Raw genomic sequence first — 15546 nt, 5'->3', positions numbered from 1 at the left:
AAGGGAGTCTCGCACGGCCGATCCGGATCGCGCAAGCGTCTCGGATCGCCGGGCGGCGGCGCCGACGGGCGGCCGTCAGGCGGTGTGGACGAACGCGTGCCCCTGCGGGGGCAGCGTGCCGACGCCGCCGAACGCGACCTCGACGGGGTGGTCGGTGTGGTTCACGATCGTCACGAGCGATCCGCGCCGTGCCGCCTCCACCCCCGTCGGAAGGCCCGGGACGACCGGGGCGACCCCGGCCTCGTCCAGAATCGCCCCGACGAGCGCGTCGATGCCGGAGGCATCCGGCTGGGTGGCGACGTACCAGGCATGGCCGCTGCCGTGCGCGCGCCGCGTCAGCGCCGGGCGCGACGCGGACGGCCCGTCGTCGAAGGTCGCCCGCACCTCGGCCCCGAGGGGCACCAGCGCCTCGGCGAGGAAGGTGCCGCGGAAGGCCAGGCCCTCCCCGGACACCTGCACGCTCTGACCGCCGCCGCCGCCCGAGGCCTGGGCCTCCTGCCCGGCGCGCTCGGCCGCGCCGCCGAGCACGGGCGGGACGAGCGCGCGGAAGTCCTCGAGGCCCACGCCCAGCACCGGCCCGAGCTGGGTGAGGAAGCCGCCGGGGCGGAACCGGTCGCAGTCGTCGACGACGTCCGTGAAGGGCCCGGCCAGCAGCGTGCCGCCGGCCGCGACGAACGACTCGAGCTGCTGCGCCCCGGGGGAGCGCAGCAGGTACAGGAACGGGGCGATCGCGGCCCGGTAGCGGCCGTCGACCTTCTCGGGCGGGACGACGTCGACCATCACACCGCGCGCGTGCAGCGCGCCGTACCACTCGCGGATCACGCCGAGATAGTCGACGTGGACGGGCTTGGCGTCCTCCTCGACGGCCCACCAGCTCTCCCAGTCGAAGACCAGCGCGACCGGGGCGTCGTCCCCGGGGGCCGGCAGATCGCCCAGATCGGCGAGCGAGGCCCCGAGCGATGTCACCTCGCGCCACGTGCGCGTCGGCTGCCCGCCGATGTGCGTGCCGGCCTGCGGCACCATCGCCGAGTGGAACTTCTCGACCCCGCCGCGCGACTGGCGCCACTGGAAGAACATCACGCCGTCGGCGCCGCGCCCGATCGCCACCGCCGACTCGGCCGACAGCTGTCCGTCCTTCTTCGACGGGTTCGCGGGCCGCCAGTTGACGGCGTCGGTGGCCTGCTCCATCAGCAGCCACGGCTGCCCGCGCTTCAGCGAGCGCACGAGATCGCGCTGGAAGGCGACGTTGCGCACCCGGTGCGGATCCAGCGGATCCGGGTAGCAGTCGTCGGTGATGACGTCGATGTGCTCGGCCCAGGAGGCGTAGTCGGCGGGCTTGAACGGGCCCATCATGTTCGTCGAGATCGGCTGGGTCGCCCCGCCGGCCCGGATGATGTCCCGCTCCATGCGGTAGCACTCGAGCCACATGTCCGACATGAACCGGTGGTAGTCGAGCACCTGCGACGGGTTGCGGGTGTACGGCGCGCGCCGCGGCGGGAAGACCTCGTCGAGCGAGCCGTAGCGCTGCGACCAGAAGTCGGTGCCCCACGCGGCGTTCAGGGCGTCGACGGATCCGTACCGCTCGTGCAGCCAGCGGCGGAACGCATCGCGCGCGTTGTCGGAGTACTCGACGGGCAGGTGGCAGCCGAGCTCGTTGGAGACGTGCCACATCACGACTGCGGGGTGGTCGGCGTAGCGCTCGACCAGCCGTCGTACGACCTCGGACGCCAGGCGCCGGTACGTCTCGGACGCCGGCGAGTGGTGCTGGCGGGCGCCGTGCCAGTAGGGCGCGCCGAACTCGTCGGCCGCCAGGACGTCGGGATGGTGCGTGGTGACCCACGGCGGCGGCGACGCGGTGGGGGTGGCGAGGTTCACGGCGATGCCGCCGGCGTGCAGCTTCTCGATGATGCGGTCGAGCCAGCCGAAGTCCCACACGTCCGGGGCGGGCTGGATCCGCGACCACGAGAAGATGCCGAGGCTGACGGTGGTGACCCGCGCCTCCTGCATCAGCCGGATGTCGTCGTCCCAGACCTCCTCGGGCCACTGGTCCGGGTTGTAGTCGGCGCCGTACAGCATCAGCGCTCCACCCCCGCGGCGGGGGTGTGGCGCCGTGCCGCGCGCTCGGGCACCGCCACGACCGCGAGCACCGCGCAGCCGAGCGCCGGGACGAGCAGGGGAACAAGCGCCCAGGTCGCCACCGCGGTGAACGCGGCCGCGACGAAGAGGTAGGCCGCGCCTGCCGGATCGGCGGCGGCCCGCGCCGGCACCTGCTTCACGGCCGCGATCCATCCGGTCTCCGGGGCCCATGCCGAGGCGATCAGGAGCAGCGCCGTGCCGAGGGCGCCGAGGCCCAGCCAGCCGACCAGCGCGATGACCTCGCCGCCGGGCAGCGCTCCGGATCCGGCGATGTCGACATCCAGCAGCAGCACCAGCGCGAGCGCCACCGCGCCCAGGCCGAGGCCCCAGCCGAGGCGCAGGCCGCGCGCGACGTCGCGCCAGAACAGCGCCATCCCCGACTCCGATGCCGAGACGTAACGGCGCAGGTGCCGCACCCCCGCAGCGAGCGCGACCGGCAGCGTCACCACCGGCAGCGCCACGAGCGTGACCAGCACGCCGGTCAGCAGCACCTCGCCGAGCAGCCCCAGGGCGCCGTGCGCTCCGGGGTTGCGGGGCGGCACGTAGTCGGCGGGGGCGGGGCCGGCGCCGGTGGCGACGCCGCGTCGGGCGTCCCGGGCGGCGCGGCGCGTGCGCGCTCCGGCGCGGGTCATCCCTTCAGCCCCTGCGTCGCGACTCCCTCGATCAGGAACCGCTGGAACACGAGGAAGAACAGCAGGATCGGCACCAGCGCCAGGAAAGAGACCGCCACGGTGGCACCGTAGTCGCTCGACGAGGTCTGGTCGTTGTAGAGACGCAGCGCGATCGGCAGCGGGTAGTTCTCGGGGCTCGAAATGTACAGCAGCGGCGAGAGGAAGTCGTTCCACGTCCAGATGAACGCGAAGATCGCGCAGGTGATCAGCGCCGGCTTGATCAGCGGCAGCAGGATCGACCAGAAGATCCGCCAGTGGCCAGCGCCGTCGATGCGGGCGGCCTCGTCCATGTCGCGCGGGATGGCGCGCATGAACTGGACGATCAGGAACACGAAGAACGCCTCGGTCGCGAGGAACTTCGGCAGCAGCAGCGGCCAGTAGGTGTCCATCAGGTCGAGCCGGTTGAACATGATGTACTGCGGGATGATGATCACGTGGAACGGCAGCAGCAGCGTGCCGATCATCCCCGCGAACAGCGCCCCGGCGCCCTTGAAGTTCACGCGCGCGAACGCGTAGGCGGCCAGGGCGGAGGAGGCCACCGTGCCGATCACCGCGCCGACCGCCAGCACCAGGCTGTTGAAGAAGAAGCGCCACAGCGGCACCCCGCCGATGCCCTCGAGCACCTTCAGGTAGTTGCCGATGGTCGGGTTGTCGGGCAGGAGCCCCGGGTTCTGGCCGAACTCGGCGTTCGGCTTGAACGTCGCGAACACCAGCCAGATCAGCGGGTAGAGCACCAGCAGCGTCAGGGCGGACAGCGCGACGAACCAGATGATCGTCTGCACGCTCTTGCGCTTGATGCGGGGGCGACGCTCGGCCGATCCGGTCACGAGCAGCTGGGTGGCGGTCATCGGTTGTCCCCTGCGTAGTGCACCCACGACTTCTGGGTGCGGAAGAGCAAGGCGGCGAGGATCGCGACGACGATGAGCAGCACCCACGCCATCGCGGCGGCGTAGCCCATGCGGGCGTCGCCGAAGCCGGTCTTGTAGAGCATGACGGTGAAGAAGTTCGTCATCCCGGCGGGGCCGCCGGAGCCGTTGGAGATGATGTACGCCGGCGCGAACACCTGGAACGCGTTGATCAGCTCAAGCACCAGATTGAAGAAGATGACGGGCGACAGCATCGGGATCGTCACGTTCCAGAAGCGCCGGATCGCCCCCGCGCCGTCCATCTCGGCGGCCTCGTAGAGATCCTGCGGCACCTGCTTCAGGCCGGCGAGGAAGATCACCATCGGGGCGCCGAACTGCCAGATCGCCAGGATGATCATCATCGGCACCACGAGGTCGACGTTGCCGACCCAGCCCCCGAGGTGGATGCCGAACAGGCTGAGGCCCTGGTCGACGGGGCCGTCGGTGTTGAACATGGCGCGCCACACGATCGCGACCGAGACGCTGGCGCCGATGAGGCTCGGGGCGTAGAACGACGAGCGGAAGAAGCCCGCGCCGCGGTCGCGGTAGTTCAGCAGCAGCGCGATCCCGAGCGCGGCGGCGAGCTTCACGGGCGTGCCGACCAGCACGTACACCAGCGTGATCATCGACGAGTGAGCGAACTCGGGATCGTTGGTGAACAGCCGGATGTAGTTGTCCAGGCCCACCCATTTCGGGGCCGTGAAGATGTTGTACTTCGTGAACGACAGGTACAGCGAGTAGAGCATCGGGCCGAGCGTCAGGCCGAAGAAGCCCAGCAGCCACGGCACGAGGAACCCGTAGCCCGTGAGGGTCTCGCGGATGCTGCGGGCGCGCAGCGCGGGCCGGGCGGGGCCTCGTGATCCGGATCCGGGGCGCGTCGCGTCCTTCGTCACGATGGTGCGGGTCTCGGTGACCGTCATCGTTCGTCCTTCCCAGACGTCCTCGTCTGTCGTGTCGCATGCCGCGGCCCAGGTGGAGCGGGTCCACCTGGGCCGCGGAGAGGAGAGGGGGCGGGAGGAGCGCCCCTTCGAGTGGCGTCAGCCGTTGAGGGTGACGTCGATCTTGTCGAAGAGACGCTTCACCGCGTCGTCCACCGACAGGGTGCCGTGGCCGAGCTCCTGCCCGATGAGGCGGAACTCCTCCTCGATCGTGCCGTAGCCGACGATCGGCACGGGCGGGGCGTCGCCGAGGCGGTCGGCGATCGAGGCCTCGTACTCCTGGATCTGCGCGTCCAGACCCTCGAGGTTGGCGCCCGAGAGCGCGGTCTCCGAGGCGGGGAGCCCGCGGTTGGTGCCGAAGATCTCGCCCGACTCGGGGCTGTTGACGAGGAAGTCGATCAGCATCGCGGCCTCGGCCGGGTGCTCGGTGTTCGCCGATGCGGCGTGCAGCATCGACGGCTTCTGGTACAGATCCTTGGCGCCCTCGACCGTGACGGGCGGGGCGACCAGGCCGAGCTCGGTGTAGCCCTCGCCGAGGTTGCCGAGGTAGCCGCCGCCGAAGTTGTCCCAGGTGAGCTCGCTCGCGGTGATGGCCGCGTCGAATGCCGACAGGGGGTAGATCTCCTCGAGCTTCTGCGCGCCGACGACGCCGGTCTCGCGGACCTTCTCGCCCTCTTCCCAGAACGCCTTGAGGTCGTCCTCGGTGAAGCCGAGCTCGCCGTCCTCGCTGAAGAGGAACTTGTCGTGCGAGCGCAGCTGGATCTCGAAGTTCTGGATGCGCCCGGTGTAGTCGGTGCCGCCGAAGACGGTGCCGCCGGAGGCCTCGGTGACCGAGGCCATCCACTCGGTGTAGTCGTCCCACGACCCGCCGGCGAACTCCTCGACGCCCGCGGTCTCGAGCAGCTTGGGGTTGGTGTACATGCCCCAGGCGTTCGTCGAGATCGGGATGGCGAACTGGCCGTCGGCGACCTTGCCGATGTCGAGGACGCTCTCCTTGAGCGGGTCGGTCTGGATCGCCTCGCCGAGGTAGGGCGTGAGGTCGAGAAGCAGGCCGTTCTCGGAGTACTGGCGCAGGTACGAGTAGTCGAACTGCATCACATCGGGCAGACCGCCGCCGGCCGCCTCGGTCTGACGCTTCTCCCAGAACTCGGGGAAGCCGAGGAACGACTCGTTGACGGTGATGTTCTTGTGCTCGGCCTCGAAGGCGTCGATGACCTGGGAGTACAGCTCGGCGCGCACGTCGTTGCCCCAGAAGGCGAAGTCGAGGGTGACCTTCTCGTCCGGATCGGCGGGCTTGGCCGGATCGGGGGAGCCGCCGCCGCCGGCGCAGCCGGCGAGGAGCGTCGCGGTGGCGGCGACGGCCGCGACGGCGATGTAGGGCGTGAACCTGCTGCGGAACGTCATTGTTCTCCTTGGTGTCTGCTCGTCTGCCGACGCGGGGACTGTCGGCAAGCGCTTTCCCGTAGCGTAGGCTCCAGATCTGCGGGTCGTCAAGAGGCGACCTTTGAAACGTTATAAGGAGGTCCCGTGGTCCTGGAGCGCTCCCCGCTGCGCGTCGCCCTCGTCGGCACGGGTGCCGTCGCGCACCTTCACGCCGAGGGCGTCGCCGCCTTCTCGGGTGCCGAGCTGGTGGCGGTCGCCGATCGCTCGGCCGACGCCGCGCGGGCGTTCGCGACCCGATGGGCGGTGCCGGCCGTCCATCCGGACCTCGGCGCGCTGCTGGCGGCCGAGCGCCCGGACGTGCTGCTGATCTGCACGCCGCCCTCGGTCCATCTCGCCCAGGCGCGCGCCGCCTTCGCGGCGGGTGCCGACGTGATCGTCGAGAAGCCCCCGGCCGCCTCGCTCGACGAGCTCGACGCGATGGAGGAGGCGGCCGCCGCCGCGGGCCGCCGGCTCGCCTTCGTCTTCCAGCAGCGATCCGGATCGGCCGCAGCACACGTGCGCGGTCTGCTCGATTCGGGCGAGCTGGGGCGCCCTCTGTTCGCGACCTGCGAGACCCTGTGGCACCGCGACGCCGAGTACTACGCCGTGCCCTGGCGCGGCAGGTGGGAGACCGAGGGCGGCGGCACGGTGCTCGGCCACGGCATCCACCAGCTCGACCTGCTGACCCACCTGCTCGGCGACTGGCAGAACGTCGAGGCGCGCCTGTGGCGCCTGGCGCGCGAGACCGAGACCGAGGACGCCGCCACGGCCACCGTCGCGTACGCGAACGGCGCGATCGCGGCCGTCACGGTGAGCGCCGTCTCGCCCCGGCAGAAGAGCGGGGTGCGCATCGACGCCGAGCACGCCACGGTCGAGGTCGAGCACCTGTACGGACACGGTCACGCGCACTGGCGGATCACCGCCGCCCCGCACGTCGACGAGGCCACGGCCGCACGCTGGGCCGCGCTGCCCGAGCGCGAGGTGCCGAGTGGGCATGTCGCCCTGCTGGCCGAGGTGCTCGCGGCGCTGCGCGACGGATCGGATCTCCCCGACATCGCCACGGGCGCCTCGCGCATCTTCGGGCTGGTCGCCGCGCTCTACGCCTCGGCCGACGCCGACGGGGCGCCGGTCACCCCGGCGGGCATCGCCTCGCATCCCACGCACCGTGCCTCGTTCCGCTCGCGCGTGATCGATCGTCGCTGATCCGGCTCCGCCGCGGCGGAGCCGGATCAGTTCGCGACGGGGACCGGCACGGGCGCCGTGCTGCCGCGCTCGACGAGGGTCGTGGCGAGCTCGATGCGCGTCATGGCAGGCCGGTTGCCCTGCGAGAGATCGCTGAGCAGGCGCACGGCCTGGTCGGCCATCTGCGCGAGCGGCTGGCGCACGGTCGTGAGCGACGGCGAGAGGTAGCCGCACAGCACGGTGTCGTCGAAGCCGATGACCGAGAGGTCGTCGGGGATCCGGATGCCGCGCTCGTAGGCCGCGTGATAGACGCCCATGGCCTCGAGGTCGCTCGAGGCGAGGATGGCCGTGGGCGGCTCGGCGAGGTCGAGCATCGTGCGGGCCGCGACCTCGCCGCTGTCGATCATGAAGTCGCCGGGCTGGATCAGCTCGGCGTCGACCGCGAGGCCGTTGCGTCGCAGGGCCGAGGTGTACCCCTCCTGGCGCTCGAGCGAGACGGTGGCGTTGGGGTCGCCGCCGATGAACCCGATGCGGCGGTGGCCCAGGTCGATGAGGTGCTGCGTGGCATCGCGCATGCCGGCCCAGTTCGTGACCCCCACCTCGGCGGTGCTGCCGGAGGGCGAACCGGCGGCGTCGAGGCGCACCACCGGGATCCCGGCGGCGCGCAGGCGCTCCAGCTCGACGCTGTCCGCGCGCGAGGTCGCGACGATCACGCCGCTCGAGCGGTGCGCGAGCACGGAGGCGGCCCACGCCGACATCGAGAACGCCTCGTTGCCGAGGTTGGTGACCACCAGCGACTTGTCGTGCAGGGCGGCGGCCTGTTCGGCGCCGCGTACCACCTCGAGGGCCCAGAGCGTGCCGATGCCGCCGATGAGCAGCTCGATCAGGCCGTGCGGGTCGCCGGTGGCGGCGCCGCCGCGGGGCTGCCAGCCCAGCGCCTGGGCCGCGGCGAGTACACGCTGGCGCGTCTCCTGAGCGATGTCGGTGCGGCCGCTGAGCACCTTGGACACGGTGGAGATCGAGACCTCGGCCTCGGCGGCGATATCGGCAAGGCGCACTCGCGATGCGACCACGGGGTCCTCTTTCACATGCGGATCGGGGTGCGTCGGGCGCGCCGCCGATCGGGGTCGATCCCCATGCTAGGTGCGTTCGAAAGATTTCCGCAACAAAAGCCCCGTTCGGGCGGGAGTCCCCGTGATCAGCGGTACCGGTACAGGGCGATCCGCTGGATCGTGAACCGTCCGGGCACAAGCCGCAGGTGGCGCCCCTGGTGGGTCTCGTCGCCGTTCAGGCGACGGTGCGTGACCCACCGGCCGTCGGCGTCGAAGCCGCCTTCGTCGCAGCTCAGGATGCCGACCTCGCCGTCGCCCTCCTCGGCGGGGTCGAACACGATCGTGGTGCCCATGCCGGCCGCGACGAACTCGTCCGGCCCCGTCTGGATCACGATGGCGCCGGCCGGCAGGCGGGTGAGGTCGGCGGGACGATCTCCGGACTCGTTGATGACGCCGTCCGCGAGGCCCGGCGCGACGGTGCGCTCGTACGTCGCGTTCAGCAGCAGGCCGCCGAGGCGGGCGCGGTGCGCGGCGCGCGGGTGCTCGACCGGCGGCAGCAGACCGAGCATCGTGCCGCGGCCGACGTTCTCCGCGATCAGCGGCGACAGCTGGCGCAGCACGTCGTAGCTCTCGGCGAGAAGCTGCTCGGCGTGGCCCTCGATCTGCTCGATGCCGAACGCCGAGAACCCGATCGCGCCGTGCGCGCCGAAGGCGTAGAGCGCGTTGACGGCGGCGTCCGTCGAACGCAGCGCCTCGGGCACGAACAGCGGGTTGCCGCTGTCGACGTAGCGCGCGGTCCACTCGGCGAACTCGGGGAAGTAGATGTCCGGCGCGAGGAAGTCGAGCGAGGGGGCGCCGGCGCGCCAGATCTCGGCGAGGTGCGGCAGCGGGCCGGCGCTCGGGTACTGTCCGGGCTCGTAATTCTTCCTGATCAGCGCCGCATTCGTGTACATCGGCAGGTCGAGCTGGGCGCGACCGGCGGCCGTCACGGCCTCGACGTAGCGGGCGAAATGCCAGGCCATAAACGCCTCGGAGGCCGCCGGTCCGTCGCCGAAGACCTCGCGCCAGGTGCCGCCGTCCGGGCGCCCGAGGGCGGCGGTCAGCTCGGCCGGAACGGGCGCGGCGAAGGCCTCGGTCGCGGCCTCGCAGTGGTCGCGGGCATCGGGGATCATGCCGATCTCGTTCTCGACCTGCACCATCACCACCGTGTGCTGCGGGTCGGCGTCGCGCAGGTGCCCCATCAGCGCGGCGAAGGCGCGCGCATCCGCGTCGCGGTTCTCGTCGGAGAACGGCGTGAGGATCTCCAGAGCGCGCCCGCGGGCGTCCCGCGAGCGGGGGAAGCGGGCGCTGTCGGTCTTCACCCACGCCGGTGCGTAGCAGGACATGGAGTTCTTCCAGCTGCCGAACCACAGCAGCACGATGCGCATGCCGTGGGCAGCCGCGTCCTCGATCAGCTCGTCCACCGACGTCCAGTCGAACACCCCCTCGCGGGGTTCCACGAGCTCCCAGTACGCGGGCGCGACGATCGCGTTCAGCCCGAGCCGTTCGAGCTTCTCCCACCGCTCGGCGAGGTAGCCGCGGTGCGCGGCCGAGTTGCCCAGCTCGCCCCCGCGGATGAGGAAGGGCGCGTCGTCGACGATCAGCCGCGCGGCGGATCCGATCGTCTCGAGACGCGGAAGGGGGGTGGCATGAGCGTCGGCGGTCATGGATCGATCCTCGCAGTCGGGTGGATCGGGCGGATCGCCCGAAAATCACGGATGCGAAACTTTCTGCAAGTTGTCGCAATATGTTGTTGACGAAAGCATATGCCGTGTCGTACCTTCGGGGAGGTCGCCGCCCCCGGATCCCCACCTCTCGGGCGGAGACGGCGACAGAACCCGGGCGACGGCGCCCGGGCCGAGGAGGAACGAATGTCACTGAGGACAGTCACGCGGACGGAAGTCATGCGGACCGCCCCCGCGCAGGGGAGGCGAGCGACTCCTCGCGTCCCCGGCTGGAAGCGCGCGCTCCGCCGCGACTGGCGCCTCTACTCGCTGGCCGTGCTGCCGGTGCTGTTCCTGCTGCTGTTCAAGTACGTGCCGATGCTCGGCAACATCGTCGCCTTCCGCAGCTACACGCCCGGCGGCTCGATGTTCGGCGACGAGTGGGTGGGCTTCGAGTACTTCGAGGCGGTCTTCGGCGATGCGATGTTCTGGCGGGCGTTCGCCAACACGGTCATCATCGGCGGCATCACGCTGATCTTCGTCTTCCCGCTGCCGATCATCCTCGCGCTGCTGCTGAACGAGGTGCGCCTGCGCTGGTTCAAGCAGCTTGTGCAGACGGTCAGCTACCTGCCGCACTTCATGTCGATCGTCATCGTCGCGAGCTTCGTGAAGGAGCTGACCTCACTCGACGGCACGATCAACGCGATCGTGGGGGCCTTCGGCGGCGACCCCGTCAACTGGCTGCAGGAGCCGGACTACTTCCGGGCGATCTACGTGATCTCCGAGGCCTGGCAGACCGTCGGATGGGGCACGATCCTCTACCTGGCGGCGCTGACCACGATCGACGAGGGCCTCTACGAGGCGGCCAGGATCGACGGCGCCAACCGCCTGCAGCAGACCTGGCACGTCACCCTCCCGGGGATCCGCCCGACCATGATGGTGCTGCTCATCCTCAACATCGGCCAGTTCATGGCCGTCGGGTTCGAGAAGATCCTGCTTCTCTACAACCCCCTCACGACCGAGACGGCCGAGGTCCTCTCGACCTACGTCTACACGATCGGCATCAAGTCGGGCGTGCCCTCGTACGCCACCGCGATCGGCCTCTTCGAGGCGATCATCGGCCTGGTGCTCGTGGTGTCCGCCAACACGATCTCGCGCAAGATGACCGGAGCCTCGCTGTGGTGACCCTCGACCAGACCCCCGACCTCGCCGCCGTCCGCACCGAGCCGCGCACGATCAAGCCGACCACGAGCTACCGGATCTTCACGGTCGCCAACGTGATCATCCTGATCCTCGTCGGCGTGGTGACGCTCTACCCCTTCCTGAACCTCACCGCGCGCGCGTTCTCGTCGCAGGCGGCGATCGCCGCCGGCCAGGTGTTCGTGTGGCCCGTCGGGTTCAACCTGACGACGCTCGAGACCGTTGTGCAGCAGGAGCGCTTCTGGGTCAACTACGGCAACACCGTCGTCTACACGTTCGTCGCGACCGTGATCTCGATGATCCTGACGACCACGTTCGCGTATGTGCTGTCCAAGCACCACCTGCGCGGCCGCAGCGTGCTGGTGGGCCTCGCGCTGTTCACGATGTTCTTCGCCGGCGGCCTGATCCCGAACTACCTGCTGATCTCGGAGCTGGGCTTCAAGAACACGCTGTGGGCGGTTGTTGTGCCCCAGGCGATCAACGTCTTCAACCTGCTCGTGATGAAGTCGTTCTTCGAGAACTTCCCCGCCGAGCTCGAGGAGGCCGCCGCCATCGACGGGCTGTCGACCTACGGCATCTTCCTGCGCGTCGTCCTGCCGCTGTCGAAGGCGATCATCGCCACGATGATCCTGTTCTACGCGGTCGCCTTCTGGAACTCGTGGTTCCCGGCGTTCCTCTATATGGACGACCCGGATCTCTACCCGGTCTCGGTGTTCCTGCGCAACATCATCGCCGGCGCCTCCGGCACCGGCGAGGGCCTCGGCGGCGACGCCGTCCAGATCGGCTCGAACGTCAAGGCCGTCACGACGATCCTCACCGTGCTGCCGATCGTCTGCCTCTACCCCTTCATCCAGAAGCACTTCGTGTCGGGCGTCATGCTCGGCTCGGTCAAGGGCTGACGGATCGCCGCACCTGCTCCATCCCCATCCATCCCCGCATGTCACGCACTGCCCGTCTTGAACGACGACGTTCTCACAGCAACGGAGGAATCATGAAGATCCGCTACAAGGTGCTCGCCCTGGGCGCCGTCTCGACCCTGGCCCTCGGCCTCGCCGCCTGCTCCGGCGGCGGCGGAGGCGACAAGCCCGCCGAGGGCGACGCCGCCCAGATCGCCGACGCGCAGTCGGTCGGCGCCATGGAGGACTTCGAGGTCGGCACGACCTTCAAGGCCACCGAGCCCATCGAGGTCGGCCTGATGTACCGCGACCACCCGAACTACCCCCTCAAGGACGACTGGTCGATCCTCCAGAACATCGAGAAGAACCAGAACGTCACCTTCGACATCCAGTCGATCCCGCTCGCGGACTGGGGCACCAAGCGCACGCAGCTCATCCAGACCGGCGACGCGAACGACATCATCCCCTCGACCTACGTGGCCGACGTCCAGAACGTCACCGCGGGTCTCCTCCCCCTCTCGGACTACCTCGACTACATGCCGAACTTCACCGACAAGGTCGAGAAGTGGGGCCTCGAGGACGAGCTCGACCGCACGCGCGACGCCGACGGCAAGTTCTACGTCCTTCCCGGTCTGCTCGAGAACGCCAAGCCCGACTACACGATCGCCATCCGCCAGGACTGGTGGGACGCGGCCGGCCTCGAGGACCCGAAGACGTGGGACGAGTTCGCCGAGCAGCTCCAGGTCATCAAGGAGGCTCACCCCGAGCTCTCCTTCCCCTACACGGAGCGCTGGAACACCACCAACAACAACCAGCCCATGGCCGCGATCCTGCAGGCCGCGTCGGGCAACTTCGGCACCGAGGCCGGCTGGGGCTTCGGCGACGGGGTGACCTGGAACGGCGACGAGTACGAGTTCTCGGGCACCCAGGAGGGCTTCAAGGAGCTGCTGACCTACTTCCACGGTCTCGTGGAGGACGGCCTCCTCGACCCCGACGGCATCACGCAGGATGACGACACCGCGAAGGCGAAGTTCACGACCGGCAAGGTCGCGGCGATCTCGTCGAACTCGCAGGTCATCACCGAGTACCGCAGCGGCTTCACCGAGGCCGGCAACGCCGACGCCGTCGTCCGCAACATCGTCGTCCCCGGCGGCCCCGCCGGCGACGTGATGGACGCCACCACGGGCGGTCACTTCGAGTCGGGCGTCGCCCTCTCGAAGGACGCGGCCGACAAGCCGTACTTCAAGGCGCTCCTGCAGTACGTCGACTGGCTGTACTTCTCGGACGAGGGCCTCGAGTTCGCCAAGTGGGGCGTCAAGGGCGAGACGTATGACATCAACGCCGACGACAAGCGTCAGCTCCTCGAGGGCATCGACTGGAACGGCACCAACCCGGATGCCGGCGCCGAGCCCAAGATGCTCAACACCGACTTCGGCTTCTACAACGGCGTCTTCCTGCTGGCGCACGGCTCGACCGCCGACCTCGTCCAGTCGACCCTGAACCCCGAGGTCGCCGAGTTCCAGGCCACGATGAACGAGCGCAAGGAGGTCGCCGAGGGCGGCCCCGCGATCCCGCTCACCGAGGTGCAGCGCACGAAGATCGCCGTCGCCCAGGCGAACCTGACCGGTGCCGTCCACACGGCCACCGCGCAGTTCATCAAGGGCGACCGCGACCTGGCCGACTGGGACGCCTACGTCACCGAGCTCCAGGGCCTCGGCATGGACGACTACGTCGCCACCATGAACGAGGCGGCGGGCGTCAAGTAAGCCCGTCGCCCCGGGAGGCGCTCGACCGAGCGCCTCCCGGGCCACACGAGGGGGCGGGGATTCCGATCCCCGCCCCTTCGTCCTGTCCTCCTCCTCTCTCTTCTCCCCTCTGGAGCGCCCCGTGGTCACCACCGTCGTCCCCGCCGACCCGATCGGCGTCCTCTCCGACGCCTGGCGCGAGTGCGTCGGCACGGGACGGTTCAACCTCGCGCTGCGCTCGGACTATCGCGACTCGCTCGCCCTCGCGCAGAGCGAGATCGGCTTCCGCTACATCCGCGGACACGGGCTGCTCTCGGATGACATCGGCATCCACCGTCCGTACGATGCGGCCGGGCACAGCGGCACCCGCTACTCGTTCACCTACGCCGACCAGGTCATCGACATGTACCTCGAGCTCGGCATCAAGCCGTTCCTCGAGCTCGGCTTTATGCCGCCGGGCCTCGCCTCGGGCGACCAGACGGTGTTCTGGTGGAAGGGCAACGTCACCCCGCCCGCCGACTACGCCGAGTGGAACAGGCTCATCCAGGCGCTGCTGCGCCACCTCATCTCGCGCTACGGCCTCGACGAGGTGCGCACCTGGCCCATCGAGGTCTGGAACGAGCCGAACCTCACGCACTTCTGGAAGGACGCGGATCAGGAGGAGTACTTCCGCCTGTACGAGTCGTCGGTGCGCGCGATCAAGGAGGTCGATGCCGCCCTGCAGGTCGGCGGCCCCGCGATCAGTCCCGGCGCCGAGGACTGGTGGCTGCCGTTCGCCGAGTTCGTCACCCGCCGCGACCTGCCGACCGACTTCCTCTCATTCCACGCCTACACGTCGGGGCCCTCCCAGCACGTCCCCTTCGGCGTCTACCAGACCCTCCGCCATCCCTCCGACCTGCTGGATCAGTTCGGCCGCCCCGCCCGGATCCTCGCGGGCACGGGGCTGGAAGGCCTGCCGTACCACGTGACCGAGTTCAACACGAGCTATCGCCCCGACAACCCCGTGCATGACACCGCCTACAACGCCGCCGCCCTCGCGCCGGTGCTGGCGCGCGGCGGCGACCTCGTGCGCTCGTTCGCCTACTGGACCTTCTGCGACGTGTTCGAGGAGGAGAACATCCCGACGGCGATCTTCCACGGCGGTTTCGGCATGATCGCGCACCGTCAGATCAAGAAGCCGACCTATCACCTGTACGCATTCATGGCGCGCATGGGATCGCAGATCCTGGCGCAGGGCGATGACCACCTGGTCACCCGTCACGCCGACGGTCGCGTGACGGTCCTCGCCTGGCAGCCGGTGGGCGGCACGGACGACGCCGAGGAGCCCGCTGAGCACCGCCTCTCGCTCTCGATCCCGGTCGCCGGCGACGCCGTCTACGTCCGCCGGTCGGACGTCGATGAGCACCGCGGCAACGCCTTCACCGCCTGGCGCCAGATGGGGCGACCCGCGTCGCCGTCGCGGCGTCAGCTCGACGCGCTTCGCGAGGCCGCCGAGCCGGCGCGCTCACACCAGGCGCTCCCCGTGGCCGACGGCCGCGCGCGCGTCGACATCACCGTCGAGCGGCACGGCGTCGCCCTGCTCGAGCTGGACGTCGTGACCGACGAGACGCCGGCATGGGTCGATGACCGCCGCATCCTCGGGCGCGGGCTGTGACGGGCGCGCCGCCTCCCGCAAGCGCGCGGGCGCAGCGCCCCG

At 70.0% G+C, this 15546-nt stretch carries 12 protein-coding genes; 5 read left to right on the top strand and 7 right to left on the bottom strand.

Going from position 1 to position 15546, the window contains the following annotated elements; all coding sequences use genetic code 11:
• Positions 1-75: 75 nt before the first annotated feature.
• From ACOKGD_RS14190 to ACOKGD_RS14170, 5 genes are all read right to left on the bottom strand, one after another.
• Positions 76-2076 carry a beta-galactosidase gene (locus ACOKGD_RS14190; RefSeq protein ID WP_342335708.1) on the bottom strand — a complete coding sequence of 667 codons (2001 nt, stop codon included), beginning with the start codon at positions 2074-2076 and terminating at the stop codon, positions 76-78.
• Complete coding sequence (locus ACOKGD_RS14185) at positions 2076-2768, bottom strand: hypothetical protein (protein WP_342335707.1); 693 nt, start codon at positions 2766-2768, stop codon at positions 2076-2078. Before ACOKGD_RS14185 ends, ACOKGD_RS14190 begins: the two co-directional genes overlap by 1 nt.
• Positions 2765-3655, bottom strand: a complete 891-nt coding sequence (locus tag ACOKGD_RS14180) for a carbohydrate ABC transporter permease (RefSeq protein ID WP_342335706.1) — start codon at positions 3653-3655, stop codon at positions 2765-2767. The genes ACOKGD_RS14185 and ACOKGD_RS14180 overlap by 4 nt, the downstream gene beginning before the upstream one ends.
• Entirely contained in the window at positions 3652-4632 is a 981-nt protein-coding gene (locus tag ACOKGD_RS14175; RefSeq protein WP_342335705.1) for a carbohydrate ABC transporter permease, read from the bottom strand. The genes ACOKGD_RS14180 and ACOKGD_RS14175 overlap by 4 nt, the downstream gene beginning before the upstream one ends.
• A gap of 117 nt (positions 4633-4749) precedes the next feature.
• Positions 4750-6054 carry an ABC transporter substrate-binding protein gene (locus ACOKGD_RS14170; protein ID WP_342335704.1) on the bottom strand — a complete coding sequence of 435 codons (1305 nt, stop codon included), beginning with the start codon at positions 6052-6054 and terminating at the stop codon, positions 4750-4752.
• 123 nt (positions 6055-6177) lie between these two features.
• Between ACOKGD_RS14170 and ACOKGD_RS14165 the strand changes: the two genes are divergently transcribed.
• Positions 6178-7275 (top strand): Gfo/Idh/MocA family protein, encoded by a 1098-nt coding sequence (locus ACOKGD_RS14165; protein WP_342335703.1) that lies wholly within the window; start codon positions 6178-6180, stop codon positions 7273-7275.
• Between the two features lie 26 nt (positions 7276-7301).
• On the opposite strand, the gene ACOKGD_RS14160 is transcribed toward ACOKGD_RS14165, so the two are convergent.
• Together ACOKGD_RS14160 and ACOKGD_RS14155 are read right to left on the bottom strand one after the other, a co-directional pair.
• Positions 7302-8327, bottom strand: a complete 1026-nt coding sequence (locus ACOKGD_RS14160; protein ID WP_342335702.1) for a LacI family DNA-binding transcriptional regulator — start codon at positions 8325-8327, stop codon at positions 7302-7304.
• Between the two features lie 125 nt (positions 8328-8452).
• Positions 8453-10012: a GH35 family beta-galactosidase gene (locus ACOKGD_RS14155; RefSeq protein ID WP_342335701.1), complete on the bottom strand. Its 1560-nt coding sequence runs from the start codon at positions 10010-10012 to the stop codon at positions 8453-8455.
• A gap of 237 nt (positions 10013-10249) precedes the next feature.
• Here ACOKGD_RS14155 and ACOKGD_RS14150 point away from each other — a divergent pair, with 237 nt between their 5' ends.
• The 4 genes from ACOKGD_RS14150 to ACOKGD_RS14135 all read left to right on the top strand — a co-directional run bounded on the left by ACOKGD_RS14150 (position 10250) and on the right by ACOKGD_RS14135 (position 15504).
• Positions 10250-11194: an ABC transporter permease gene (locus ACOKGD_RS14150; RefSeq protein WP_342335700.1), complete on the top strand. Its 945-nt coding sequence runs from the start codon at positions 10250-10252 to the stop codon at positions 11192-11194.
• Positions 11188-12108, top strand: a complete 921-nt coding sequence (locus ACOKGD_RS14145; protein ID WP_342335698.1) for a carbohydrate ABC transporter permease — start codon at positions 11188-11190, stop codon at positions 12106-12108. Before ACOKGD_RS14150 ends, ACOKGD_RS14145 begins: the two co-directional genes overlap by 7 nt.
• Before the next feature lie 92 nt (positions 12109-12200).
• Entirely contained in the window at positions 12201-13871 is a 1671-nt protein-coding gene (locus tag ACOKGD_RS14140) for an extracellular solute-binding protein (RefSeq protein ID WP_342335696.1), read from the top strand.
• Between the two features lie 121 nt (positions 13872-13992).
• The gene (locus ACOKGD_RS14135; RefSeq protein ID WP_342335695.1) at positions 13993-15504 is read left to right on the top strand and encodes a GH39 family glycosyl hydrolase; all 1512 of its coding nucleotides are present in this window, start codon (positions 13993-13995) and stop codon (positions 15502-15504) included.
• Positions 15505-15546: the final 42 nt, after the last annotated feature.

The sequence above is a fragment of the Microbacterium phosphatis genome, assembly GCF_049177115.1.
GTDB lineage: Bacteria > Actinomycetota > Actinomycetes > Actinomycetales > Microbacteriaceae > Microbacterium > Microbacterium phosphatis.
This window is presented reverse-complemented; position numbering and strand designations above follow the sequence as displayed.

Excerpts from the sequence above, each read along its gene's own strand:
- ACOKGD_RS14155 (WP_342335701.1), bottom strand. The coding sequence starts at position 10,012 with ATGACCGCCGACGCTCATGCCACCCCCCTTCCGCGTCTCGAGACGATC.
- ACOKGD_RS14180 (WP_342335706.1), bottom strand. The coding sequence starts at position 3,655 with ATGACCGCCACCCAGCTGCTCGTGACCGGATCGGCCGAGCGTCGCCCC.
- ACOKGD_RS14170 (WP_342335704.1), bottom strand. The coding sequence starts at position 6,054 with ATGACGTTCCGCAGCAGGTTCACGCCCTACATCGCCGTCGCGGCCGTC.
- ACOKGD_RS14140 (WP_342335696.1), top strand. The coding sequence starts at position 12,201 with ATGAAGATCCGCTACAAGGTGCTCGCCCTGGGCGCCGTCTCGACCCTG.
- ACOKGD_RS14175 (WP_342335705.1), bottom strand. The coding sequence starts at position 4,632 with ATGACGGTCACCGAGACCCGCACCATCGTGACGAAGGACGCGACGCGC.
- ACOKGD_RS14185 (WP_342335707.1), bottom strand. The coding sequence starts at position 2,768 with ATGACCCGCGCCGGAGCGCGCACGCGCCGCGCCGCCCGGGACGCCCGA.
- ACOKGD_RS14150 (WP_342335700.1), top strand. The coding sequence starts at position 10,250 with ATGCGGACCGCCCCCGCGCAGGGGAGGCGAGCGACTCCTCGCGTCCCC.
- ACOKGD_RS14190 (WP_342335708.1), bottom strand. The coding sequence starts at position 2,076 with ATGCTGTACGGCGCCGACTACAACCCGGACCAGTGGCCCGAGGAGGTC.